21 protein-coding genes and 1 pseudogene are annotated in these 25,296 nt (G+C 61.8%); 15 read left to right on the forward strand and 7 right to left on the reverse strand.

What is annotated here, in order from left to right; translation table 11 throughout:
- The first annotated feature begins 2 nt into the window (after positions 1 to 2).
- Both N5A92_RS03270 and N5A92_RS03275 read left to right on the forward strand, forming a co-directional pair.
- Positions 3 to 1,928, forward strand: a complete 1,926-nt coding sequence (locus tag N5A92_RS03270; protein WP_260900407.1) for a TRAP transporter permease — start codon at positions 3 to 5, stop codon at positions 1,926 to 1,928.
- Between the two features lie 430 nt (positions 1,929 to 2,358).
- On the forward strand, positions 2,359 to 3,471 hold the full coding sequence (locus N5A92_RS03275) for an endo-1,4-beta-xylanase (protein WP_260900408.1): 1,113 nt from the start codon (positions 2,359 to 2,361) through the stop codon (positions 3,469 to 3,471).
- Between the two features lie 15 nt (positions 3,472 to 3,486).
- Here N5A92_RS03275 and N5A92_RS03280 read toward each other — a convergent pair whose 3' ends face one another.
- Positions 3,487 to 4,833 carry a nucleotide sugar dehydrogenase gene (locus N5A92_RS03280; RefSeq protein ID WP_260900409.1) on the reverse strand — a complete coding sequence of 449 codons (1,347 nt, stop codon included), beginning with the start codon at positions 4,831 to 4,833 and terminating at the stop codon, positions 3,487 to 3,489.
- 433 nt (positions 4,834 to 5,266) lie between these two features.
- Between N5A92_RS03280 and N5A92_RS03285 the strand changes: the two genes are divergently transcribed.
- From N5A92_RS03285 to N5A92_RS03295, 3 genes are read left to right on the forward strand one after another with little or no spacing between them, the layout of a single operon-like run.
- Positions 5,267 to 6,352 carry an NAD-dependent epimerase/dehydratase family protein gene (locus tag N5A92_RS03285; protein ID WP_260900410.1) on the forward strand — a complete coding sequence of 362 codons (1,086 nt, stop codon included), beginning with the start codon at positions 5,267 to 5,269 and terminating at the stop codon, positions 6,350 to 6,352.
- Entirely contained in the window at positions 6,330 to 7,634 is a 1,305-nt protein-coding gene (locus N5A92_RS03290) for a glycosyltransferase family 2 protein (protein ID WP_260900412.1), read from the forward strand. Before N5A92_RS03285 ends, N5A92_RS03290 begins: the two co-directional genes overlap by 23 nt.
- A complete protein-coding gene (locus tag N5A92_RS03295; protein WP_260900413.1) occupies positions 7,631 to 10,459 on the forward strand; it encodes a DUF3131 domain-containing protein in 2,829 nt (942 codons plus the stop codon). Before N5A92_RS03290 ends, N5A92_RS03295 begins: the two co-directional genes overlap by 4 nt.
- On the opposite strand, the gene N5A92_RS27390 is transcribed toward N5A92_RS03295, so the two are convergent.
- The gene (locus N5A92_RS27390; protein ID WP_425248518.1) at positions 10,436 to 11,896 is read right to left on the reverse strand and encodes an SDR family NAD(P)-dependent oxidoreductase; all 1,461 of its coding nucleotides are present in this window, start codon (positions 11,894 to 11,896) and stop codon (positions 10,436 to 10,438) included. The two genes, N5A92_RS03295 and N5A92_RS27390, sit on opposite strands and share 24 nt — an antisense overlap.
- 159 nt (positions 11,897 to 12,055) lie before the next feature.
- On the opposite strand from N5A92_RS27390, the gene N5A92_RS27395 reads away from it, so the two are divergent.
- The 6 genes from N5A92_RS27395 to N5A92_RS03335 all read left to right on the forward strand — a co-directional run bounded on the left by N5A92_RS27395 (position 12,056) and on the right by N5A92_RS03335 (position 15,161).
- The gene (locus N5A92_RS27395) at positions 12,056 to 12,409 is read left to right on the forward strand and encodes a hypothetical protein (protein WP_425248519.1); all 354 of its coding nucleotides are present in this window, start codon (positions 12,056 to 12,058) and stop codon (positions 12,407 to 12,409) included.
- A 60-nt stretch (positions 12,410 to 12,469) separates the two neighbouring features.
- Complete coding sequence (locus tag N5A92_RS03315) at positions 12,470 to 12,907, forward strand: hypothetical protein (protein WP_260900414.1); 438 nt, start codon at positions 12,470 to 12,472, stop codon at positions 12,905 to 12,907.
- A 118-nt stretch (positions 12,908 to 13,025) separates the two neighbouring features.
- Positions 13,026 to 13,382 (forward strand): nuclear transport factor 2-like protein, encoded by a 357-nt coding sequence (locus N5A92_RS03320; protein ID WP_260900415.1) that lies wholly within the window; start codon positions 13,026 to 13,028, stop codon positions 13,380 to 13,382.
- A 350-nt stretch (positions 13,383 to 13,732) separates the two neighbouring features.
- Positions 13,733 to 13,870, forward strand: coding sequence for a hypothetical protein (locus tag N5A92_RS03325; RefSeq protein ID WP_425248520.1), 138 nt, complete (start codon positions 13,733 to 13,735; stop codon positions 13,868 to 13,870).
- Between the two features lie 13 nt (positions 13,871 to 13,883).
- Positions 13,884 to 14,510 (forward strand): MBL fold metallo-hydrolase, encoded by a 627-nt coding sequence (locus N5A92_RS03330; RefSeq protein WP_260900416.1) that lies wholly within the window; start codon positions 13,884 to 13,886, stop codon positions 14,508 to 14,510.
- Positions 14,511 to 14,630: 120 nt separating this feature from the next.
- Positions 14,631 to 15,161 carry a dihydrofolate reductase family protein gene (locus N5A92_RS03335; protein ID WP_260900417.1) on the forward strand — a complete coding sequence of 177 codons (531 nt, stop codon included), beginning with the start codon at positions 14,631 to 14,633 and terminating at the stop codon, positions 15,159 to 15,161.
- Between the two features lie 282 nt (positions 15,162 to 15,443).
- On the opposite strand, the gene N5A92_RS03340 is transcribed toward N5A92_RS03335, so the two are convergent.
- Entirely contained in the window at positions 15,444 to 15,803 is a 360-nt protein-coding gene (locus tag N5A92_RS03340; RefSeq protein WP_260900418.1) for a MerR family transcriptional regulator, read from the reverse strand.
- Between the two features lie 78 nt (positions 15,804 to 15,881).
- Here N5A92_RS03340 and N5A92_RS03345 point away from each other — a divergent pair, with 78 nt between their 5' ends.
- On the forward strand, positions 15,882 to 16,694 hold the full coding sequence (locus N5A92_RS03345; protein ID WP_260900419.1) for an aminotransferase class IV family protein: 813 nt from the start codon (positions 15,882 to 15,884) through the stop codon (positions 16,692 to 16,694).
- Between the two features lie 144 nt (positions 16,695 to 16,838).
- Positions 16,839 to 16,976 (forward strand): annotated as a pseudogene (locus tag N5A92_RS27400) (NmrA family NAD(P)-binding protein); the annotation flags it as partial.
- Positions 16,977 to 17,480: 504 nt separating this feature from the next.
- Here N5A92_RS27400 and N5A92_RS03350 read toward each other — a convergent pair.
- The gene (locus N5A92_RS03350) at positions 17,481 to 18,386 is read right to left on the reverse strand and encodes a LysR family transcriptional regulator (protein ID WP_260900421.1); all 906 of its coding nucleotides are present in this window, start codon (positions 18,384 to 18,386) and stop codon (positions 17,481 to 17,483) included.
- Between the two features lie 105 nt (positions 18,387 to 18,491).
- Here N5A92_RS03350 and N5A92_RS03355 point away from each other — a divergent pair, with 105 nt between their 5' ends.
- Together N5A92_RS03355 and N5A92_RS03360 are read left to right on the forward strand one after the other, a co-directional pair.
- Positions 18,492 to 19,676, forward strand: a complete 1,185-nt coding sequence (locus tag N5A92_RS03355) for an MFS transporter (RefSeq protein ID WP_260900422.1) — start codon at positions 18,492 to 18,494, stop codon at positions 19,674 to 19,676.
- A gap of 11 nt (positions 19,677 to 19,687) precedes the next feature.
- Positions 19,688 to 20,722: an aldo/keto reductase gene (locus N5A92_RS03360; RefSeq protein WP_260900423.1), complete on the forward strand. Its 1,035-nt coding sequence runs from the start codon at positions 19,688 to 19,690 to the stop codon at positions 20,720 to 20,722.
- Between the two features lie 437 nt (positions 20,723 to 21,159).
- Here N5A92_RS03360 and N5A92_RS03365 read toward each other — a convergent pair whose 3' ends face one another.
- From N5A92_RS03365 to N5A92_RS03375, 3 genes are all read right to left on the reverse strand, one after another.
- Positions 21,160 to 22,395: a HupE/UreJ family protein gene (locus N5A92_RS03365; RefSeq protein WP_260900424.1), complete on the reverse strand. Its 1,236-nt coding sequence runs from the start codon at positions 22,393 to 22,395 to the stop codon at positions 21,160 to 21,162.
- 121 nt (positions 22,396 to 22,516) lie between these two features.
- The gene (locus N5A92_RS03370; RefSeq protein WP_260900425.1) at positions 22,517 to 24,454 is read right to left on the reverse strand and encodes a calcineurin-like phosphoesterase C-terminal domain-containing protein; all 1,938 of its coding nucleotides are present in this window, start codon (positions 24,452 to 24,454) and stop codon (positions 22,517 to 22,519) included.
- Positions 24,455 to 24,612: 158 nt separating this feature from the next.
- Positions 24,613 to 25,281, reverse strand: a complete 669-nt coding sequence (locus N5A92_RS03375) for a hypothetical protein (protein WP_260900426.1) — start codon at positions 25,279 to 25,281, stop codon at positions 24,613 to 24,615.
- Positions 25,282 to 25,296 lie beyond the last annotated feature (15 nt).

Consider the following 25,296-nt stretch of genomic DNA (forward strand, 5'->3'; position numbering starts at 1 on the left):
ATATGGAAGACGTCAAACCCGGGACGCCTCGCTTCGACGTCCGCATGCGGGTCGTCCTCACCTTGTCGTTCCTGATGGCGCTCATACCGCTGGCGCACAAGATGCCCTCGTTCGGCCCCCTTCCCAGTCTCGGGCCGTTCGAGGCGGAACCGTTCCGAAGCAGCGTCATGGCGTTTTGCCTGCTGATCTGCGTCGTACTCCATCCGTTCGGAATCAATCGCGAGGGAAAACCGCGGCCGCTCGGCCTCCTCGTTGATGCAACACTGCTCGCCGTTGGCCTCTGGGCGTGCTGGCGCTTCTATGTCGACGTGACGGCGATGCACACCAGTATCGTCTTCTTCGAGGAGTGGCAGGCGTGGACGGCGCTGGGCGTGTGCGTCGTGCTGATCATCATGACATGGCGCATCTGGGGAGCGGCGCTCGCAATCGTCTCATCGGTCGCGCTCGCCTGGTTCCTGTGGAGCTTCCGTGACGACTGGGTGCAGGCAGCCACGGAAAACCTGTGGCTCGTGCTCGACGACGGCGTGCTTGGCAATGTCACCGACGTCGTCCTCAGCACGGTCTTTCCGTTCATCGTCCTGGGCGCGATGTTGGAGGGCACGGGCGCCGGCGGGTCGATGATCCGCATTTCCTACCACCTCATGCGTCGGTTCAGGGGCGGACCGGCGCATGCCGCCATTCTGGCGTCCGCCTTCTTTGGGGCGATCTCCGGCTCGGCAGTCGCCAATGTAGTCGGAACCGGAGTGATCACCATCCCCTTGATCAAGCGAAGGAAGTTTTCTCCCGAGTTCGCCGGCGGTGTGGAAGCAGCCGCCTCCACCGGAGGACAGGTGATGCCGCCGATCATGGGTGCCGCCGCGCTCGTGATGGCGGACCTGGTGGGGCTCAATTACCTCCTGATCATTACCGCCGCGCTGATCCCGGCGCTCGCCTATTACGGAGCGCTTTTTGCCTCTGTCGTCTTCGAATGCCGGCGCCTCAACGTCGAGGTGGCGGAGACTGTCGAAGCTGATTTGGCCGTCACCCCGCAGGATTGGCTCAATCTCATCCTCGTCGCCGCTCCGCTGCTGGCCATTGTCACCTGCCTGATCATCGGACTGTCGCCGACAGGTGCGGCGCTGACTGCGCTTGCCCTTCTGATACCCTTGAGCTTTCTCAACCCGGCGGTGCGCCGGCGGCCCTTCGCTCTCGTCGAAGCGTTCGCGCATGGCGGGCTGAGCTTTGCAAGGCTGATGATGGCGGTCGGCGCGATCGGGATCGTGATCGCGTCAATGTCGTCGACCGGGCTGCCGACCATGTTCGCGCTCCAACTCGACGCGTTCTCGGCCCACAGCCTCCTGATCACGCTAATCGTCGCCGCCATCGGCTGCATCATGCTGGGCATGGGCATGCCGACGCTGCCCGCCTATCTGACGATCATCATCATTAGCGGCAGTTCGATGATGGCGCTCGGCCTCGCACCGTTGACCGCTCACTTCTTTGTCTTTTACTTCGGTGTCGCGTCCGCAATCACGCCGCCGGTGGCCATCGCAGCATATGCGGCGGCCGCAATATCCGGCGGCAATCCCATCCGCACCGGCGTGGCAGCGGTCCGAATCGGCGGAGCGATCTTTGCCATCCCGTTCATGTTCGTCTTCAATCCCGAGATGCTCGTCGTCAGCCAGGCTGCCGCCGACGCCGGGCCGGCGTCCGTGCTCCTTGTCATCCTCCGCACCGGCCTGATGGTTTGGATGATGACGTCGGCAGCTAACCGGTACGATGCGAGACGGCTGCATCCGTGGGAGATCGTTTTGCGCCTGACGCTGGCTGCCGCTCTGATCGTTCCGGCCCCGCCGATTCATTGGGCTGCGATTGCTGTGGCGCTTGGCTCAGTCGTCTGGCATCGCTACTCGCCAAAAGTTGCCTCCGCTCGCGAAACGTCTTCCTGAAGTAACCGCGTGACCGGACAAGGCCGCATCGTCTGGACCAAGGTCTAAGAAAAGTACCGGCGTGTCGTGCTCGGATCCGGCATGAGGGTCGCATCCAGCGCGAAGGCGATGTGGTGCACATCGTGGCGCACGAACTCACCGATCTCTCTGCCGAGCTGACCAGCGCTATCGCTGAACTGGGTCGAATATCCCGACTCTCGTCCGTTCCTTACGCCGGCACTAACCGGACCAAGTTCGAAGGATCGGACCGAACTCCTCTCAGCGTATACGAACGCGCCGCGGAACGCGCGCGAGTCAGCGCCGCCCGCAAAGCTCTTCAAGCCGGACAAGCTCTTTGCCCGGACCGCCCATTCCGGGGCGGGTAAAAAGGCTGGCGCAGCCGACGCGCACAATGCTATTTGCGAGCTCAAAAGGTTGGAGATGATTTCAGATGCTGACACGGCGCCAGCTGATGCTTGGACTGACCAGCGTCGGGGCCAGCGCATGCGTGCCGGATAAGATGGCTCTGGAGAACGTGATCTCACCGGATCGTACACCGTCATCTCCTTCCCTCAAGGTTCTGGGAGCTAGGCGAGGCCTGGAAATCGGCTCTGCATTCAATGGCAATGGCGATCCCAAATATCGACGGCTGCTCGCAAAACACTGCGGACTGATCGTCCCCGAATGGCAGCTCAAGCCGCGTTTCCTGAGACCCAACCACTCATCGTCCTATCGCTTCGGTCCCTGCGACAAGATCGCGGCTTTTGCCGCCTCCAACCGAATGGATTTTCACGGGCATACGCTCTTCTGGCATGAAGAGCCGATCCGCTGGGTAGAGAGCAACGACTTCGCGGAGGTCAAGAGGGGCTATGGCGGCTTCATCCGCGACGTCGTCGCCCATTACCCGCGCGCCGTCTCGTGGGACGTATTCAACGAGATCATCGGCGACCGGCATAAGTATCGCAACGAGTTTCTGATCCGCAAGTTCGGCCCGAAATTCATCGACTTCGCCCTGAGAACCACGCATGAGGTGGCACCCCGAGCACGGCTGTCCATCAATGAATACAACCTGGAATGCGGTGCCAGTTGGTGCCGATCGAAGCAGGACAGCATGCTGGCGCTGTTGAAGGAACTCAAACGCCAGAAGACGCCCATCCATGCCGTTGGCATCCAGGGCCATCTTTCCTCTATTCATCCGGCTTCCCCGTCGGCCACCCTCTCTTTCATCGATCGGGTGGCCGATCTCGGCTTGGATGTCTACATCTCGGAACTGGACGTGAACGATTCCACCATGCCGAAGGATATCGCGACGCGAGACCGGATGGTGGCCGACTATTATGAGGAGTTCCTCACTGCGGTGCTACGCCGACCGGCCGTGAAACGGCTCGTATTCTGGGGCATCTCCGACTTCGACAACTGGATTGTCAGACGATACACCCAGGAGAAACGGCCATTGGGCGCAGGCGACGCAAGACCCGCCCTCTTCGACAGCAACAACGAGCCGAAGCCGGCCTTCGACGCCGTCGTCCGCGCTCTCGGCGGCACCTCGTCGCGGACGGCTTAGGCCGCCCGCGCAGCGCTATGCCTTGATCACCCGCCCGCAGACGATCCCCTTGCGCTGCATGACATTGCGTGTATCGACAATCAGCCTCGCGTGATTGGCCACCAGACCGTAATCAACCTGGTCGTGGTCGGTGATGATTACAACGGCGTCATAAGCAGCAATCGAATCCCGGTTCAACCGAATGTAGTCCTTGCCGGCAAGCGTCGGGTGCTTTCGCGTCTTGGGTATCTTTGCCACATGCGGATCGTGATAGGCGATATCAGCCACTTTGCTCGCCAAAAGCTCGATCAGCTTCAACGCCGGGCTCTCACGCACATCGGACACGTTCTTCTTGTACGCAACGCCGAGGATCAGCACGGAGGCCTGACTAAGCGGCAGGCCGAGATTCTTGTCCAGCGCGTCGATCAGTTTCTCCATAACATAGTACGGCATCATCAGGTTGATCTCGCCGGCGAGTTCGATGAAGCGGGTGGGAACGTCGAACTCCCGCGACTTCCAGGTGAGGTAGAACGGATCGATGGGAATGCAGTGCCCGCCCAGCCCGGGCCCCGGATAGAAGGGCATATAGCCGAAGGGCTTGGTCTTGGCCGCCTCGATCACCTCCCAGACGTCGATCCCCATCGCCGCGTAGATCACCTTCAGTTCGTTTACCAGGGCGATGTTGACGGCACGGAAGATATTCTCCGTGAGTTTGACGACCTCGGCCACCTTGATGCTGGAAACCGGAACGATTTCCTGCACGAACGCGCCATAAAACTTGGCAACCAAATTGGCTGCGGCGGGGCCGTCGCCAGCCACCACTTTGGGGATCGTCGCCGTTTCGAAGCCGGCGCTGCCCGGATCCTCGCGCTCGGGAGAGTATCCGAGGAAGAAGTCGCGGCCGGAGCGGAGCCCGCTCTGCTCCAAGATCGGCTTCATGAGCTCATCGGTCGTGCCGGGATAGGTCGTGGACTCAAGCACGATGAGCTGGTCCCGCCGCAGGTGCCGCGCAATCTCCCGCGTCGTCTGCTCAACAAATGAAAGGTCTGGCTCCCGTTGCTTCGTAAGCGGCGTGGGAATGCATATGGAGATGACATCGCATTCGGCGAGCAGCCTTCCATCGGTGGTGGCGCTGAAGCGCCCAGCGTCGATCTGCGCCTGCAGGTCCTTGTCGGCCACGGCATCTATGTAGGACCGACCTGCCAAGAGCTTGTCGATCTTGGATGGGTCGACATCGAAACCGATGACCTTGAAACCCGCCTTTGCAGCTGCAGCCGCGAGCGGCAGGCCGACATATCCAAGTCCGACCACGCCGACTGTAGCGGCTCGCGTTTCGAGGTTGAAGAGAAGAGTGGCACCTCTGGCCGGGGCGATGATGTTCATGCGGTACTCCTGACACAGACCTGAAGGCACACCTTCAGGTGCAAAAAACCATCTGGGCCGCGAGAAAACTTCTGGATTGTCTATTTTCAGGACGGAAGTTTTTCCGTGGGCGCACCAAGAGCTCCGCAAATATTGTGCCAAGGAATATTTGAGGGGCCATCGCTACTGGCAAGTGCATGAAATGGAAGGGAATCAAGGCCGGCGCGGAGTGCCAAGAGTCAATCTGTCAAGATGGAGCGCCTGTATTATTATGATATACACTCGTGCCAAAATGATACATAGTCAAATTTCTTCATAAATCACAGTATCTTGTCTTGATTTTCCAATTAACTATTCAGTAATATTGCGATTGCTTTTCCTGTGGATATCGAGTTTTTGATACGGGGAAGCGTCGCCGTGGATATTTCACGGCCAGTTGTTCGGGGAGCGATCGATGCGTAAGCCAACCCAAAACGACAGATGCCTTGTAGCAGGCGGTGCCGGATTTATCGGAAGTAATCTTTGTCGTCATCTTCTGAAGGACGGAATTTCTGTCGATGTAGTCGATGACCTTTCGACCGGCCGGATGGAGAATATTGCCGAGCTTCGTCAAAATCCTTCTTTCCGTTTCATCAAGGGCGATGTTGCCGATGAGAATATCTGTCAGCGTCTTCCACATCGACGTTACTCACAGGTCTATCATCTGGCCTGCCCCACGGGCGTACCGAACATCGAACTGCTTGGCGAGAAGATGCTCCTGGCCTCCTCGGCCGGCACACTGAACCTTCTGAAAGTTGCGCAACGTTCGCGCGCGAAGTTCCTCTTTGCCAGCACTGCCGAAGCCTATGGCGATCCGCAGGTATTTCCCCAGCCGGAAACCTATGCCGGCAATGTCGACCCCATCGGTCCGCGAAGCCCCTATGAAGAGGGCAAGCGCTTTGGTGAGGCACTGACACGGTATTTCGGGCAAAAGCACGGAATCGACACTTACATCGTGCGCATCTTCAACACCTACGGCCCAGGCATGTCGCCGACCGACCAGCGCGTCATCCCTCAGATGCTTGCGCGGCTGATCCAGAAAAAGCCCGTCGTCATCTATGGCGACGGCTCGCAGACGCGGACCTTCCTGTACGTCGACGATCTTCTGGCGGGTTTCCGCCTCGTGATCGAGCGCGGGGAGCCCGGCGCCGCCTACAACATCGGCGGATCGGATCCGGTGACGATTCGCGATCTCCTCGAAACGGTCAAAAAGGCGTCCGGCCTTACCGGGCGCGGCGTCCATAAACAGCACTTCATCGAGGACCATCGCGGTCGCTGGCCGGATACGGCAAAGGTCCGGGCGCTGGGCTGGCGGCCGAAGGTCTCCCTGGAACAGGGAATCCGGCGCATCCACCAGGACTTTTGCGAAGAGGTGGGACTGCACACGTCCACATCGCGCAGCAAGACGGAGGCACCTTTCATGTCCACGTCGGAGCTGCCGCGCGCCACCTTCTCCGCGCAAGAGCGCCGGAGCCTCTATGACCAATTTCACCGCGTCTGATCTGGCATTGATGATGCTCAGCGCATCGCTGGGCATCAACATCGCGTTCTGGAGCGTCATGGGGGCCTTGCGCTTTGCCGGCACGCTCGTGCCCGGGCGGCCGAAACGCGGGGTGCCAGCCCTGAGTGTGGCCGATGTGGCGGTGGTCATTCCGGCACATAATGAGGAGATCGGCCTGCCGAAGTGTCTTCGCGCACTTACCGCCATCGTCCCGCCAAAGCAGATTTTCGTGGCCAGCGACGGCTCGCGCGACGCCACAGTCGCCATTGCCAGGGCGGCGGGCTGTCGCGCACTTGACATCCAACCGAACGGCGGCAAGGCGAAGGCTCTGGCGCGCGCCATCCGGCATTACCGGCTTTGCGACCGCTTCAAGGCTGTGCTGATTCAGGATGCGGACTCGGAGATGGATCCGCACTACCTCGAACACGCGTTGCCACTTTTCGACGATCCCGAAGTGGTCGCGGTAGCCGGTCACGTATTGTCCCGCTGGCGACCGCATGTGTGGCCGCGTGCCGACATGGTCTATGCCGCCTATCGCACGCGGCTTTACCGGCTCCTGCAGATGACTTTTCAATACGGCCAGTCCTGGAGGTGGGCCAATGTAAGCTACATCGCACCGGGCTTTGCCAGCATGTATCGCACCCGGGCACTGCGCGAGATCGATATCACGGCACCCGGCCTGGTGATCGAGGACTTCAACATGACCTTCGAGGTGCAGCGCAAGCGTCTCGGTCGTATCGCCTACACGCCGATGGCCCGTTGTTCGTCCGAGGACCCTTTCACCCTCAAGGACTACCGCAAGCAGGTGCAACGCTGGTATCTCGGCTTTTGGCAGACGGTGCGGCGCCACGGCATCTGGCCGAGCAGGTTCTGGATTGCGCTCGGCATGCTGCTTTTCGAACTCATCCTCATTTCGCTCTTCGTGCTCGCCCTGCCCTTCCTCGCCCTCGGTGCGTTGCTCGCCGGAGGGCTGCAGGTTCCGGCCCTGTCCTTGTTCGACCCCGGCCTTCACTCCGTCTCAGTGCTCGATCTGATCGTCCTGTTCCTGGCGGTCGACTATGCGATCACCGTGATCGCCGCCGTCATCGACCGCCGGCCGGCCCTGCTCCTTTACGGCGTTCTGTTCCCCCTCATCAGGCTTCTGGATGCCGCGCTTTTCCTGCGCGCGCTGGGCCAGTCCTTCACTGCGCAGTCGGACGGCCGCTGGGCCAGTCCCGAAAGGTTCGCCACACCGGCCTTGGCTCTTAGCAAACGGAACTTTCACGCGGAGGTAACAACATGAGTATAACCCGTCGTGGATTTCTCCTCGCAGGAGCGGCAGCTCCCATTATGCTGGCGGCAGGCCGCAACACATCGTTCGCTGCATCATCCGCCACACTACCTAACCCGCTCATCCTCTCGGTGAGCGGCGTCGACGGAGCGTCCGATCCCGCCAGGCTGGCGCGGCTCATCGATCCGATCATCGCGAGCGGCATTCCGCTTCTGCTCACCGTTTCTCCCTTCGATACGGAAGGTCATCCGCTCGACTACAATTCGGCGATGGCAGCGTGGCTGCGCCGGCGCATCGACGACAGTTTCGATGCGTTGGAGATCGGCCTCCACGTCGAAACCATCGAGGCCGACGCCCCCTACTTCCAGCTTCGCCTTGCCAGCCAGGCGCAGGCGGTGTTCGCCAAGGCACTCAACGACTACACGCGCTATCGCACCAAAGCCCTTGTCGAAGCACGGACGCTCACCACCACGTCTCCCGCGCGCGCCTGGCAGGACTGCGCCGCCATGCGCGCGGCCGGCATCCATTCCGTCATCCACCTGCCCAGTGGTCGACCCGATAAGGCGGGACTCCAGCCGGTTGATGGCGGTTACTGGATGGCGGAGACCGGGCTCATGAACATCTTCGCCGCGCCCCAGAGCTCGATCCGCCCGTCGGGCCGCAGCCAAGCCCCGCTCGGCATGCCCGACCTCGTGAACGGCGTAAAGTCGCTCTCAAAGGGTAACGAGCCCATCGTCATCGACATTCCGCTTCAAAGCTTAGCGGGGATGAGCGCGGCCGACCTTGAAGACTATGGTAAAGCGCTGGCGCAGATTGCGCACAGGCTGAACGCCACAGGTGTGGTCCGCCAAATCCTGCCCCGCACGCTTTATCGGCAAAGCCACCACACACACCGCTTCGTGATCATACGCATCGACGACCTGCGTCTCACACAGGCCGGGGACATGGAGCACATGGCCTTTACCCGCAGTCTTCTCGAGGCCGGCTATCCTGTCACGGAGGCAATCATACCGTCGCCGCCGCACGGGCCGGTCTCGAAGGACGAAGCCTCGCGGGCCTACATCGAAGCGATGTTCGCCAAGAAGGGCTATGATGTCGCCACCCATGGCTGGCAGCACACATTTCAGGAGATGCTCGGAAAATCGCCGGAGGCAAACCTGAAGCTCGTGCGGGATGGCGCTTCGGAACTCTTCAAGACCACCGGCCGGGTTCCGACATGCTATGTCCCGCCAAACAATGCCTTTGACGAAAACACGCTCGATGCTCTGGCACGCACCGGCGCCTCGACCATGGCGGCCGACAAGAGCGAGGACCTAGCCTGGTTCCGGGGCATGGACAGGAGAGGGCTGCTGCATGTCTCCGAAACGGTTATGTTCGAGCAGGAATGGAGCGGAGACATTCCCTATCGCGAGACCGACGAGGTCCTGGATCGCCTTGGCGAGGACAATGATGCCGTCTTCAGCATCCACCCGTTGACGGCAAACACGCCAGAAAAGAAGCGACAGATCATGGAGGTGCTCGAGACCCTGACGAAGCAAAGCGGCACCAGGCTCGCGAACTTCTCGGAGTATTACGAAGCCGTGGTACCGCTCATGCCGACGGTCGAGCGCATTCGCCAGGCCCGCGCCGACGTGATGATCCGCGACTGGCGCCCCGACGCCATCTCTGCTGCGACGGACGCCGCGCTGAAAGAGGACGCGGCTTTCGCCTGGCGCTATTTCGAATGGGGTGCCAAGAACTTCGGCGGCATGGTTCCAGCTACCGCCTGGCCGGAGGGCCGCACCCGACAAGGCTATCCCTACGCCACCATGTGGGACGTAGGAAGCTATATCATGGCCGCCATATCGGCGCACCGCATTGACCTGGTCGATGACACGACCTTCGAGACAACCGCCAGCCGAATCCTGTCCTTCCTCGCCGAGGAATCTTACCTCTACAAGGGCAGCAAACTGCCGCCCACCGAAAGGTCTTTAGAAAACGGCGGCAAGGAACGGAAAGGCTTCGATTCAGCCGACACCGGACGCCTGCTCATCGCATTGAAGATCCTCGACCGCTACACCAACGGGGAACTGCCGGTCGCGCGGCTTGTGGCGGGCTGGGATTTCGACAACGTCCTGCGCGGTGGCAAGATGCACATCGTCAAGAATGGCCGGCTCGTCCCCGTCCATGACAATAGCTACGCCAATTATGTCAGCCGCGGCTACAGGCTCTGGAACCACCCGCTGAACCCGGTCTTCGATGTCGAACGTCCCGACACCGATATGGACGATGCCGTCCGCGCCTTTTCCGAGATCGCGCGGCGCGGCCGGCTCGCCACCGAACCGCACCTGACTGAAGAGATCGAGCTAGGCGGCTCGCCGCATGGGCGGCTCATGTCCGATATCCTCTATTCGGCGCAGATGAAACGCTATTCGGAGACAGGAGTTCTCACCTGCGTTTCCGAGGGCCCCGTCAGAGGGCGGCCCTTCTTCGTCTATCAGGGCTACCAGATCAACGAGGACGGCGGAGGGACTTTCGTTGTCGACGCGCCGAAGGATTCCGATATCGCCTATACCGCGCGCAAAGAAGAAGCGTTGCGGGCGGTCAGCACCAAGGGATCCTATCTCTGGCACGCAGCCCGCCCCGGCGCTTATTCGAGCAAGCTCATGGAGTTCGTCCGCAAAGAAGCCCGAATTCCCGGGATAGGCTTTGCGACGGCCATCAGCGAAGCCACGGGAAAGCGCTTCGAGGTCTGCGACGTCAACACCAACGGCATCATCCTCGAAGCAGCGGCCCACGTTCTCGGCGGCCGCAAGCCCTTCCTGCAGGAGCCGTCAGGAACCGCGAGAGGTTTCTGACGGTGGCTCGAACAGGCGCTTAAGGTAGGTGTGGGCCAGCAAGAATCTGCGGTGGCGTTGAGGCGAAAACCAGGAAGCTGGGACGTATCGCCGATCACAGCGTGGGAGCTGTTGATCGCCGCGCGAAAGAGATCCACCCAACCTGGGCGACAGCTCGCCTGCGCGCTCGTTCTCCGCCGCGGTTGCGGCCACGGCGGCAAAGATTATCCCGATCAAACAAGGGATCGCCATACCGGCGCGGCGATGCGTGGGCGAAGTCAATCTCGAATATGAGGATGTACGCCGCTTCTTCGAGATGAGAGCGGCGACGAACTGCTGGTGCGCGAGGATGCGGGGGCGCTGGTCCATAACTTGCGGGCCATGCCGTCGCTGCCAGCCGACGCAGCATGGGCCAACTTCATCCACAATCACGACGAGTGGTCGCTCGACAAGCTCGGAGAGGCAGGCCGACCTGCGCCGCGCCGGGCGCATCCGGTATCTCATTGCGACGAGCGGCGGGCATCCATGAGGCCGGCCTTCTCGTAGTGGCGCAGCATGCGCCCCGTGATCCCAAGCCTTTCGGCCGCTTCCTTGATCTGCATTTCGACCCTTTTTCCACGCTGCCCCCAACACCCTGACATTAGTGTCAGGCTCGAGCCCGGCGTGCAAGAAAGTGACCCCGAATGGGCGGTGTCTAGGCCCGCAACGACCACCCGCCATCCACTGTGAGAACCTGGCCAGTGAGCCATTCATTGGCGGAACTGCCGAGCCGCAATATCCAGGTACGAGATCAGCCGTTGCCCCGCGTCGTCCCAAGGGGACTTGTACCGTCTCGGTCTCCTCGACGGATTGCGCGACCTCACGGGACAGCCCCATCATGCCGGTCAAAGCGCCGCTCTTGACAGGACCCGGAGCTATTGCATTCACCCGGATTCCGTCGCCTGCAAGCTCTACTGCCCAGGAGCGTGTCAAATGTTCAAGCGCCGCCTTGGTGGCAGCATAATGCGCCAACCCCGGTGCGGCATTTTGAGAAACGGCTGTTCCGATATTGACGATCGCGCCTTTCGTTTCCCGCAGAGCCGCCCGTGCCTCCTTTACGAGAAGCGACGGCGCGACGATGTTCACTGCACAGATTTCGGAGATTGCATGAGCATCATAGGAGTCGATGGCCAGCGGTTTGCCTGCTCCGGCATTGTTGACAATCAAATCCAGTCGCTTCCATCGATCCAACGCCGCCTCGACAACGCGCCTGGTGCTGACTGGGTCGGCGCTGTCGGCTTGAACGGCCTCGATCGCCGAACTCTCGGCAGCAACGCTTGAGAGCTTCGTCCTATCGCGGCCCGTGATGACCACATTCGCTCCGCGCTCTGCCAGCGTCCGCGCGGTTGCTTCCCCAATGCCGGAACTGCCACCGGTGATAATGGCAACCCTGCCCTGCCAGATTTTCTCTTCAAACATCTCGGTCTGCTTCCCTGATCTTGAATGTGCGGTGCATGCACGTCGATGTCGGCACTAGCGGATTGACATTAGTGTCAAGGTCAAGCCCGAATTCCGACAAACCGCTCTGGCTGAGACTGGATCCAATACGTCGCGGCCTTTGCCGGCAGAGACCAAAGTTTGCAGGAAAGCAGAATCAAGGTCCGAGGTCGTTCCTCCAACCCAACAGCCAGCGGAGCGAACCGCGCCGCCCAGGAGGTCGGGATCACGCTGGGCTCGATGCCTTGCCACCAATGGAACAAGCGGAAAATTGTGGCCGTACTCGATCAGCGGAACTTGCCACTCGAATACAACCGCTCACCGAACTTGTGCGGCATCGCCGGCAAATCGTTGTCGGCTCGCACCGGCAGGCTGCAGGTGGGGCCGTTGGCCGGACTGGCGGCCACCACCGCGATGGCGCGCCAATATGCCGACGATCTCAAAAAGCTCGGCGCCGGAATCCTCCTCTACGATACCTTCTATCGCTGGTGCTGAGATGCGACCGGTGAAACGGATAAATAAACTGGCCGCACAAGAGGCCTGTGGGCGCGCGACATGGATCAGATTGCCTTCTCAGCCCCTCTATCAAGTCAAGACGAACGACCGCTTACGGCACGCAGGATCAAACGCGCGCACGATCGATATCAGGCGCGTTGCCGCCGAAGCTCGTTGGTGACGGCGGAATGGCTGAAGAACGATCTGCCGCCTGTAGCTCTGTTGGCTATTCAGGCACACGACCACAGAACAGGCATTGTTTCGGAGACCAATCTGGCGGACGCTCTCAAGCTTGCAGATGCAATAGCCATCGGCGAAATCACTGCTGGTCGCCAAGCGATGGTCTCAGCCCTGGCTAAGCCGGACAACGGTGCCGCCATGAGGTCAGCCCTCACAGAGAGGCCTTATCTGCCACGCATCATCCTGAATCTCTCGCAGAACCACGGAATATCTCTCGCCGCGATGGCTGATGTCTGTAGCGCCGCTCCGCCGCAATGACCCCTTCTTGCCTCTGCAATTGCAGGCAACGAGCAACACGTACGCCTCGATTGAGCCCGTCTTGGACCTTCGGCACGAGAGCTTCTATGGTGATCTGAGGTCTGATCAGGAAGGCAGGATGACCGAAATTCACGGCAGCAGGGATTGCGGGAACTCTCCCAAGAACAAGTTCGTGCAGGATATTGCGATCGCGTTGGAAACTGGCGAAGCCACGCCGCAAGACTTCAGCGAGGATGTCGTCTGGGAAGGTGCCTCGGAGGAGCCGATCAACGGAAGAAGCGCGTTGTTTCAGGAACTCGCCGATCGGACGACACCAATTGCCATTACCGTCGAGCACGCGATTTCTCACGGGAAAGTAGGCTCAGCCAGCGGAGAAGCAACGCTTGGAAATGGTCGTAGTCGGCGTTTCAGCCACATATTCGAATTCACCAATGCAAAGGCAAACCGTGTTGCGGTGATCAAGTCTTACGCCTGAAAGATCGAACGTCCTCTCTGTTCCGCTTCCTGCCCGTTCAGATCGAGGGGTATCAACGCGAACTCTCCACCTCTCCTACGCTGGAGCACGCTAGAGCAACATCATCGCCCGGCCGAGTGATCCAAACTCGACTTCCGCAGACGGATCCGCGGATGGCCGCTTCGCGCCGCAATGTCGGACGTAGGGGCAAAACTTTGCCTTGGGCCGGGAGCGGACATTCCGGCTCCCGAACGGGGTCGTTCATGCGCGCTCTAAAAACCGATTGCAATATAAAATCAGTTGAACTAGCTTAAACTGATTGCATAATGCAATCAGAGCTGCGAATGCGCCGCGTGAGGAAAGGAAGTGGCATGGCCAAGTTCGTGTTCGGAATGAACCAGGCCCTGGACGGCTATGTCGCTCATATGGCGTTTGCGCCAAGCCCCGCGATCTTCCGCCACCTCATCGCAGACATGCGCGGTCTGGCCGGCAGCGTGAAAAAACGTTGACGGAGATGAAAAGATGAACGCCTACACCTCAGTCACCATAACGCCAATCCTCGTTGCCGACCTGTTCGTCGAGGGTGAGCGGATGCCAGTCTACGTGCATGTCATCGACCATCCCGATGCGCGCATACTGGTCGACACCGGCATGACGGAACTGCACCCGGCGGTGGCCGAACTCAATCCCCGCCTCTATCCACTGAACAAGCAGGACTTCGACCTCACCGGCATCGACATCGTCGTCAACACACACCTGCACGCCGACCATTGCGGCGGCAACCACCTTTTTGCAGGCAAGCCCATCTACGTCCAGCGTCGGGAGCTCGACGATGCGCACAGCGACGAGGACGAATACCCTATTCGCGACTGGGTCGATGCGCCCGGCGTGCGGTATGTGCCGGTCGACGGCGAACTCGATCTGCTTTCCGGGCTCCGGCTCGTTCCGGCACCGGGCCACACGGCCGGCATGCAGGTCGTCGTCATCGAGACCAGCGGGCGCCCGGTCGTCGTTGGCGGCGACGTGGCGGTTTGGTTTGGCGAGCTTGACGAGCCGCAAACCGAAGGCCAGCTGCGGGTGCGCGCGCTCGACCCCGAGCTGGTCTGGCTCGCGCACGAGCACGAGCCGTGGCGACCCCGCACCACATAGGAATCACGCCGGCGCTCTCTGGGCGGGCGGGGCAAGCACATATCAAGTCTGACTGCGCCCTAGCGCAGACCATATAGCATTGCGCCTCGGTCGCGCGGCACTTGAGAGGAGAACGAGAATATGGCCAAGCTCGTGTTCGGAATGAACCAGTCCCTGGACGGCTACGTCGACCATATGGCGTTTGCGCCAAGCCCCACGCTGTTCCGCCACTTCATCGAGGAGGCTCAGGGGCAGGCGGGCAGTGTGTACGGTCGCCAAATGTATGAGATCATGCGTTACTGGGACGACGATCATCCTGAATGGGATGCAGAGCAGCACGCCTTCGCGGCGGCGTGGCGGAACCAGCCGAAATGGGTCGTCTCTCGCTCGTTAAAGTCGGTCGGCCCCAACGCCACGCTTGTTGAGGATGATCTTGAGGGCGCGATCCGCGAGCTGAAGGCCGAGCGCGACGGGGAGATCGAAGTTGCTGGTCCGAACTTGGCGGGAAGCCTGACGGAACTTTGCCTGATCGATGAGTATCGAATCTACCTGCACCCCGTCGTGCTTGGTCACGGCAAGCCATATTTCGCCGGACCCCGGCCGCCGCTCCGCCTTATGACTCATGATCGGATTGGCGAGGATGTGATCAGGTTGACCTACGTTCCTGCTTGATGTCGCGACTCGGCGGATGGAAATCGCCGCTGAAGTCTGTCTTGGTTGGGCCCAAAGCGACGGGAACGGCCCGCTTTGGTGGTGAACCCCGACGACAAGCCGCGTGCATGAAGGGCAGCTATCCCCCAACCCCCTCTGGAACCTGCCGGTCCGCTGTCGCCGCCGAACTACACAACTATGAACAGCCTGGGCTGGTGGGAAGCAGAAAGGCGACTTAGAGGAATAGGACGAGGTTGACTGCCTGTTAGCCGAGCGTCCGGACCATGCGGGGCTGCAAAGCAGCTAAGGGGTTGAGGCTTCGAACCCTGCGAGAATATCGCTCAGAAGCCTACGGCTTTGGGCAAGCTTCCTGCTCTGATCGTCGATCAAGCCGATCTGTCGGCGAAGCTTCGATTTTAGTTCGTCGCACGGCTCGAACTCGTGGCGCTGGTCCAGGGAACAGGGCAAAAATTCGCGAATGGTCGATAGGGTCATACCGGCGCTTCCCAGCAAACGGATGCGCTGGACAGTATCTTCGTCTGCTCGCCCGTAATCGCGGTATCCTCCTTCAGATCGTTGGGGCGCCAGCAAGCCCTCGGCTTCGTAGTAACGAAGCATCCTGATGCTAACCCCGGTCCTTCGAGACAGCTCGCCGATCTTCATTTTGCCCTTGACCCTGACAGCGCTGTTAGACGGTAAAGGGTTTGCTCGATGGTGTGAAGTCGCACAGGAGCGAGCAAGATGACTTACGATTCCAGCTTCAAGACCCAGATCGATGGTCGTTCGGCAACGGCCGATGATCTCTCACCGCTTGCCTTCTCGGGCTTTGCACATTTCACTGCCATGCAGGTTCGCGACGGTGGGGTGAAAGGTTTGGATCTTCACCTAACTCGGTTACGCCTGCAGTCGATAGAGTTCTTCGGGAGAGCACTGCCTGACGAGCAGGTACGTCACTATCTTAGGACCGCGATCGACAATGGGCCGGTTGCCATGTCTCTAACGGTCACGATGTTCTCTCGCAACGGGGAGTTCACCCCCTCGGGCACCGAAGATGATCCAGCCGTCTTTGTTCGCACGGGACCAGCTTCCAGTGGCCCGAGTGGACCTTTGAGGTTGGCTGCGGTTGAACATCAGCGCCCGCTGCCGGTAATCAAGCATGTCGGCGAGGCGACCAAAACGCATTACCTGCGGCAAGCGGTGAAGGATGGCTACGATGATGCAGCCTTCATCAACGCACGGGGACATCTCAGCGAGGCCACAATCTGGAACCTTGCTTTCTGGGACGGTGAAGCGATCATCTGGCCGAAGGCGGCGGTCCTGCCAGGCGTCACGATGGGAATCGTCCGTCGTCAGCTTGCAGGGTTGAACGTTCCCCAAAGGGTGGAGGTCATCAGCATCGATGGTTTGGGGAGTCTAGGTGGGGCTGCGGTCATGAATTCGTGGACTCCCGGCATCGGAGTCAAAAGTATCGCATCGGTGCCGCTTCCCCTTTCGCCAACGTTCATGGAAATTCTCCACAGCGCCTATGCGCGAGAACCGGCTGAAAAGGTGTAGGAGTAAGGGAAAAGCTACGTCCACTTTCAAGACGCGCTGCATGTAAGAGGCTGAGAGGAGGTCGTCAGCGGATTGGCCGCTTTCCGATAGTTACGTGCTGATTGCAGACGGTCTGCCGACGGCCCCTGAACTCGCAGCTGCATGGTGTATAATGGCATCGCCAGCGGCAGAGTCGAGCATGAAGAAGGTACTGAACAGCGCCGCAGCTCGGTTGCGTTGGCCGACGCGGTCGAACGGATTGTGCGGAGAATGGGAGAGGATGCTGGCAGTCTGGCTGCGTGAGGCTGCGAACTTTCGTCCTGGGGGGTTCACTTACATTAGCACTCCCAAAACCCACAAAGTGCTCATAGCGGAGGCCGACGAAACACGTGGCTGCTGGACGCAACCGGCATGGAGCGTGCGGAACAATGCCGTTCCGGCAGCCCGTGTCACGCCGCCTTCGCATCGGGTCGGCGCGGGGAGCGCTCAGCTCCCCGTCAATTGCAAGGGCGGCTCAGAAAGGCCAGCTACGGGCTGTGTCCAGATCAGATCGGCGCAGCGGCTCGTCACTGGTACGTCCGCTTCTTGCTAACTTTACCTGGTAACCGACGGGCGGCTTCCGGCCAGTCCACTTATTGCCACCACTCCCAAATAGCCAAGTACACCACAACCATGCAACGGCGGCCGTGGCTCTGCCGATCGATTTTCCAGCACGATCACTAGAACTAATCGTATAGGCACGAATACGCTATGGTAGCTCACGCCAAGACGGGAATGATCGGCGATAGTGTGGACCGCCAAAAGGCGTCAGAAAACCTTTCCTTCCTCCGCTAGGAAATCGAGCAGCGCCCGGACGCGAGAGGGGAGCGGGCCGCCCTGGCCGACATAGACGGCGTGGAAGGCTTCCTTCTCGCCCGTGTCAAGATGGCCGAGGACCGGCACCAGCCGTCCAGCGACGATGTCGTCGCGCACGGTGAAGGCGGCGAGGCGAGCGAGGCCCACGCCGGCGAGCGCCAGATGCCGTAGGCCCTCGCCGTCGCTTGCCTGCACGCGGCCCGTGGCGGGAACCACGACGGTTGCGCCGTTTTCCCGCAGCGGCCAACCATCGACGGCGCGGGCATAGCCGAAGCCGAGGCGATTGTGCTGCTCAAGATCGGCGATGGTGCGCGGCTCGCCGTATCGGTCAAGATAGGATGGGGCGGCTACGATCATCAGCGCGGTCTCGCCGAGCTTGCGTGCGACGAGGCTTGAGCTTTTCAGCGGTCCAGCCCGGATCGCGACATCGGTGCGCTCCGCCAGAAGATCGACCACCGCGTCGGTCTGCACCATGTCGAGCGTGACGCCGGGATGGCGCAACAGAAACTCCGGCAGAACCGGCGTGAGAATGTGGTTGGCATAGGAGGCGCTGGTGTTGATACACACGCGCCCGACCGGCTGCTCGCCCACGCCTGCTGCGCGCTCGGCGTCCTCCAGATCGGCGAGGATGCGCGTCGCCCGTTCGTAGAAGGCGCAGCCCTCCGCCGTGAGCTGGAGCTGGCGTGTCGAACGGTTGAGCAGCCTTGCGCCAAGCCGGGTTTCCAGCCGGGCGATGAGCTTGCTGACCGCCGAGGGCGTCATGCGCGCGGCCCGAGCAGCTGGCGAGAAACCGCCGAGTTCGACCACTCGGACGAACACTTCCATTTCGCCAGATCGGTTGGCTTCAAGCCGTGCCATGATGAGTTCATCTCACAAGTGATGTTCCTTTCGGCACTCTACCTCATTCGATCTCGCCGATCTATCTTTGCCGCATCGCACAATCGGAGAAGATTGGACTGCATCATGCCGCTGGCGCTCTATGCCCTGACGGCCGGAGCCTTCGGCATCGGCGTCACCGAATTTGTGATCATGGGCCTCCTGCTGGAGGTCAGCCGTGAGTTGGACGTGACCATTGCCGCCGCCGGCCTGTTGATATCCGGCTACGCGCTGGGCGTGACAATTGGTGCTCCTGTCCTCACCGCACTCACCGCCCGCTGGCCACGCAAGCGCGTGCTGGTAGGCCTTATGGTCATCTTCATCATCGGCAATGCCGCCTGCGCGCTCGCGCCGACCTATGGCTGGTTGATGGCAGCGCGCGGGTTGACGTCGTTGACGCACGGCACATTCTTCGGCGTCGGAGCCGTAGTGGCGACCGGCCTTGTCGCCGAAGACAAGCGGGCCTCGGCCATCGCCATCATGTTCACGGGCGTCACGGTCGCGACCGTGCTCGGCGTGCCCTTCGGCACGTGGCTCGGCCAGCATTACGGCTGGCGCGCGAGCTTCTGGGCGGTGACGCTCGTTGGGCTGATCGCCCTGATCGTCCTTACGCTGTTGGTGCCGCAGGACAGGACGCAGCCCGAAGCCTCCGACTGGCGGGCTGATCTGCGCGCCATCTGCCGCCGCCCGGTCCTGCTCGGGCTGCTGACGACGGTGCTCGGCTATGCCGGCGTCTTTGCGGTCTTCACCTATATCGCGCCGCTGCTGACCGAGATCAGCGGTTTTGCCGAAAGCGCGGTTTCGCCGATCCTGCTGGTCTTTGGCGGCGGTCTGGTAGCGGGCAACCTGCTGGGCGGCAGGCTCGCCGACCGCGATCTGGTCCGCGCCATATTCGGCACGCTGACAGTGCTCGCCCTCGTACTCGCGCTCATGACCTTCGCCCTCCACGGCCAGGTTGCGGCCGTGCTCTTCACAGGACTACTCGGCGCGGCAGGCTTCGCCACCGTCGCGCCCTTGCAGATGTGGGTGCTCTCCAAGGCCGAAGGCGCGGGGCAGAGCCTCGCATCCAGCTTCAACATCGGGGCCTTCAATCTCGGCAACGCTATCGGCGCATGGGCGGGCGGCGTGGTCATCGACCACGGGCCGGGCCTTGCCTTCACGCCGATGACGGCGGCGCTGTTCCCGCTATCCGCAATCGCCACTGCGCTGATCGCCGTCCGCGCTAGCCGGCGCACGGCGCTGGCCCCCTCCTGCAGCAGTCCCGTTCTATAAGGAGCATTCCCATGGACTATCGACCGCTTGGCAAATCCGGCCTCAAAGTGCCCATCCTCAGCTTCGGCGCTGGCACATTCGGCGGCACCGGCCCACTCTTCAGCAATTGGGGCAATTCCGACGCCAGGGAGGCCCGCCGCCTCATCGACATATGCCTGGAGACCGGCGTCAACTTGTTCGACACGGCCGATGTCTATTCCGATGGCGCTTCGGAGAAAGTGCTTGGCGAGGCGATCAAAGGCCGGCGCGACGCGGTGCTGATCTCGACCAAGATCAGCCTGCCGATGGGTGACGGACCCAACGATGCCGGTTCCTCGCGCTTTCGGCTGATCCGGGCTGTCGAAGACGCGCTGCGCCGCCTCCAGACCGACTATATCGATCTGCTCCAACTTCATGCCTACGATGCGGGCACGCCGGTCGAGGAAGTGCTTTCGACGCTCGACACGCTCGTGCGCGCCGGCAAGGTCCGCTATGTCGGCGTCTCCAATTTTTCCGGTTGGCAGATCATGAAATCGCTGGCGGTCGCCGACCGCTACGGCTGGCCGCGTTACGTCGCCAGTCAGGTCTATTACTCGCTGGTCGGCCGCGATTACGAATGGGACCTGATGCCGTTGGGCGAGGACCAGGGCCTTGGGGCGCTGGTCTGGAGCCCGCTTGGCTGGGGTCGTCTGACGGGGAAAATCCGGCGTGGAACGCCGCTGCCCGATGGCAGCCGTCTGCACGAAACCGCCAGCTTTGGCCCGCCGGTGGTGGACGAATACCTTTACCGCGTTGTCGATGCGCTCGACGCGATCGCTAAAGAGACTGGCAAGACCGTTCCGCAGATCGCGCTCAATTGGCTCCTGCAACGCCCGACCGTATCATCGGTCATTATTGGTGCCCGCAACGAGGATCAGCTTCGCCAGAATCTCGGCGCGGTCGGCTGGAGCCTGACGCCCGAGCAGGTGGCAATGCTGGACGAGGCCAGCGCCGTCACCGCGCCGTATCCCTATTTCCCTTATCGCCGGCAGGACGGCTTTGCACGGCTCAATCCACCAATGGTTTAGCGGAATTCGGGTGGGTCACGACGAAGCCGAACTTCTCACTTGGGTCGTCAACGGAACGGCTACTTCGCGCCGCCAAAATCGGCCTTACGAATTCCAAGCACCAGCCTTTTATCAATCTCTGGGATATGAGGTATTCGGTCACCTGCCAGAGCATCCCAGAGGTTCGCGTCGATATTTTCTGCGGAAAGTGCTAGCTGGCGACTAAGGTCACCAATGGGGTCGGAACGTCGCAAAAAAGTCCGCAACCTGCTCGTTCCGATCGGCGAGACAGAGGGCCGTGAACCACCCTTTCGCGACCTTCCCACCGTGCCTCCACTGCACTTCTCTTCTGAGCGCTGCAGTTCACTTTCGAATTTGACAAGTATGGCGCGACGCAGAGCGCGCGGGCAACGCCGTGCGCCAGCGCAGGCGTGCAGTGCCGCGCAATCGGAAATGCGTTACGCGACGAGCGTCGCGGACCGTTCCACGACCCACCAGGCCGATACGACGGCGATGCCGGCGAGCGTGGCCGCGCGCAGGACCGGCGTGAGTGAAGCCGAAAGCCGCGTGGCGAAGGCCACCGCCAGCAAAGTTGCCGCAATGATCATCAACTGGCCGATTTCGATACCGATATTGAAAGCCGCCAGCGCGGGCACAAGGTTGGGCGCGTCACGGCCAAGAAGGTCGCCGAGAACGAAGGAAAAGCCGAGACCGTGCAGCAGGCCGACGCCTGCAATCAGCAGGATCGAATCCATCCTGCCCATCAGGGCGGCGACCGCCGCATAAAGCACCGTCGCCGCGATGGCGGCTTCGACCGCCGGGATGAACCATGGCCAGGAAGGCGTCGCGCCCAGGAAGGTGGCGACCAGCGTCACCGAATGGCCAAGCGTGAATGCCGTCACAATCCACAACAGCCGGCCGCGCGCGCCGATGCCAAGCGCCAGGCAGATAACCAGGAAGACATGGTCCAGGCCCTCGACAATGTGCAGCACGCCCTGCCAGACGAATTCGCCGACGGTGCGCCAGAGCGAGGTGTCGATCACCGCGGGCTGCTCCAATTGTCCCGGTCGCGTGTAGGAAACCGGCACGTCGCCGCGCGAGTCGATGATGTGGTTGTCGATGGTCACGCCGTCGGGGATCGGCAGCGGCGGATAGGCCGAGCGCACCGCCACCGGCCCGGCGGCGTCGGGTGGCGACAGGCTGACCGCGAAATCCACATAGGCCTCGCCAAATACCGGATCGATGCCGCTGCTTGCGCCCGCGATCGCGGCTTCCGCCGCCTCCCGGCTGTCGAAAGAATCTGCCGGCATACGCGGGTGAACACGCATGGCAACGATGCGGGCAGCGATTTCCCGGCCGTTCTGCGACCACGACAGAGCGCGTTCCAGCCGCTCCCGAAACGCGGACTCGTCGGCCGCTATAGCCTCCATCGAGAGCCTGTAGCGACCTCCCGCCCCGGTCTCTTCGAAGTAGAGGAACGGCGTGTCCAGCGCTTGGCTGCTTGCCTGTGCGCTCGTGACCACGTCTGAGAAGACGAGTGGTAGCGGCGCGCGCACGTAGGCGGTCAATGATTCCTCGTGCGGCGCGATCAGGATGGTCCGTAGTTTCGTGCCTTGCGCAAAATGCGCTCGCGCGATGCCTGCATGACCAAAGAGCACGGTCAGGATCAGGACGACGTTGATGATGATACGCACATTGACCCCTCGTGTGGTTTTTGCCCGGGCGATGCACGCCCGGGCAGGAGGTTCCGTTTTTCCGGATGCGTTCGGATCGAGGCGCCGTTTGCTGCCGCCCCGGACTGAACGGCAACAGACCTTAGTTGAACAAACCCTCGTTCCAGTCAGGATTGGGAAGTTCGTTCACCACCTCGAAGGTAAGCTTATGGGTGAAGGTTCGGCCGTAACGGTCGGTCGCCTTCACCTCCAGCACATGAACGCCCTCGGCCAGAGTTTCCGGCAGGTCGGCGCGCCACAGATGGCTGGAATTGTCGGTCAGAAGTCCGCGCGACAGCGGCCCCGGCACCCCTGCCGCGCGGCTGCCGCGCCCGGTGGTGAAGCCGGCCGTGCCGTCACCGCCACGGGCGGAACGGAACGCCACGCGACCGACGGTCGCCTGCGTGACCAGCGCCAACGGATCGGCATATTCCGGCCCCTTCAGCTTCGCCTCGCCCTCACCCGGCTGGGTGCGTTTGGCCGCGATCGCCGCCCCGCCGTCGATGGAGATCGACACCGTGTCCCCCTTGGCGCCGCTCCACACATTGGCCGCCACCCAGGTGCCTTCTTTCAAGTCGTCAAGCGTGATCATGTTTATGTCGCCGAGGTCGTTGACGGTGACCGGCGGCAGGATGCCGTTTGGCGTCTCGTAGAGATCGGCGAAGGCCAGCAGATCGGCCGCCCATTCACGGAAGCGTGGCGTGTTGAAGGAGGCGTGCATCTGCTCGTCCTTCGTGCCGCCGAAGCGGACGAAGGTCTCGACGTAATCAGATCCATCGAACTCGAAGACGAAGTAGCCGCGCGGATTGCCCAGGCGCTGGGTGGAGCGCGGAACGCCCCGGTCGTCCAGGTCGCCGGACCACCAGGAGCCCGACACCGCGCCGGTGACGATCTGATGGAATTTCGCCGGACCGGTGTTGGTGGCTTCCGCCCAGCCCTCGAAATGCTCGCCCGGCATGATCTGCTCGGTGGTGTGCGTGTGGCCGGAAAGCCCGAGTGCGGGGCGGTCGCCGATGATCTCGTAGAGAACGTCGAGATTGTCGGTCTGGTGTTTCTGTGCGGTGTTGTCGGTGAAGGTGACGAAAGGAATGTGGGCGTTGAGGACGATCAGCTTGTCCTGCGGCACATGCGCCAGGTCGTTGCGCAGCCACTCGAGCTGGCGGTCGTGAATGACACCGTTGTAGGTGGGGTTTTCGGCAGGATCGCAGAAGGGATGGTCGTCGACCCCGTTGCAGGGATAGCGCACATTGTCGAGCACCACGAAATGCACATTGCCGATGTCGAAGGAGTAGTATTCCGGGCCCCATTCGCGGCGGAACGTGTCGTAGGAGTCGGCATCGCTCTCGGCGTCGAAATCAAGGTCGTGATTGCCGGGGACGAAATATTGCGGCACCCGACCGGTCGCCACGATTTTCTTGAAACGGGGATAGAGCGACAGGTCGTCGCCGATCACGTCGCCTTCGAAGATGAGGCATTCGGTGTTCGTGTTATCGCGGTTGGCGAGCATGGTGCCGACCGTCTCGCGCACATAGCCGACTTCGCGGTTGTTGTAGGGCTGGGGATCGCCGAAGACCAGGCAGGAGAAACGGTCGCCGATGTCGTCCTCTACCAGCGGGAAGTTGATCGCCTCGGGCAGCGCGCCGGTGGGCTCGATGCCGCCGAAGCGCAGGTCGGGCGAGCCCGCGGTCTTGTGAACGTAATGGAATTGCGGAACCATGTCCTCGCTGACCGGCACGGCATAGCCGGCTGGCTTGGTGATGAAGAGGTTCATGTCGTCATAGGCAGGAAGCTCGTAATCGCCGGTGGCGTCGGTCTTCACGACCTCGCGCCCGTTGGAGACCAGCACGCCTTCCACGCCGCCTTCGCCCTCGTCCAGCCTGGCGTTGCGGTTGGCGTCGAGAAAGACCTTGCCGCGCGCCATATCGGCCGTTTTGCCGGAAACCGTGTGAACCGAACCGATATAGGACGTATCCTTTGCGGCCGCCGGCGCGGCGAGCGCCGTGGAAGCCGCGAGGAGAAGAAATGTGGACAGTCGCGTCATTGTCGGAACTCCCTCCTGAGGAATGCATCACATCCAGACAGGGAGCATCGCCGCGGCACATGAAATGCGCTTGACCGCCGCGTTAAACTTCCGTGACTGTTTCCACAGCCCCGCTTCTACATTTTATCTACTGATCGTTCCGGCAAGGGAGGAACTCTCTAGCCCGGCGGCAGGATGCGCTGTACGACGAACGCCTGCTCCGGATCGACGGGAACGGTCTCGCCGAGCGCCTCGACCCGGTAGCCCGGCGGCACGTCGCGGCCATAGACCGTCACCGCCCCGCCCTTGAGCGGAATGTTGCGGAACGCCGTGCGGTCCTCGCCCCGGCCCGGCGCCACCGCCTCGTCGCGATGGCGCTCCAAAGCGCGCTCGGAGCGGTGAAGCGGCAGCGGCACCGTCTCGTCATAGCGCCCGCCCCGGCCACAGACGCGCAGCACATAGGCGAAGTCGTCATTCCCCGCCGCCGGCATCGGCCAGTCCGCCGTGCCGTTGATCGCCACCGGCACGACCGCCACCGGCCGCCCCGCGTCCACCGCGTCGGCTTCAAAGATGCGGATCTCCGCCTTGTCGACGGAGGCCGGATAGTTGCTGGTCGCCAGGAAGGTGACCGGCTCGCCGGCGCGATAGGTGCGCTCCACCGGCGGGGTGGACACGTTGAGCTGCGGCTCCACCTCCAGCCCGTCGAACTTCACCTGGATGTCGACCGCCGGCAGCCCGACATCCGTCTGCCGCTGCGGGTCCACCGGGCGCTCCTGAGCCTGTCGAAGGGGCGGCGCCGCTTCGCCCGGCGCCAGATCGGCATCGCCGGCCACGGCGCTCTCGTCCACCGTCTCCCCGTCGAC

The organism is Chelativorans salis (genome assembly GCF_025336525.1).
In the GTDB taxonomy this organism is placed as follows: Bacteria; Pseudomonadota; Alphaproteobacteria; order Rhizobiales; family Rhizobiaceae; genus Chelativorans; species Chelativorans salis.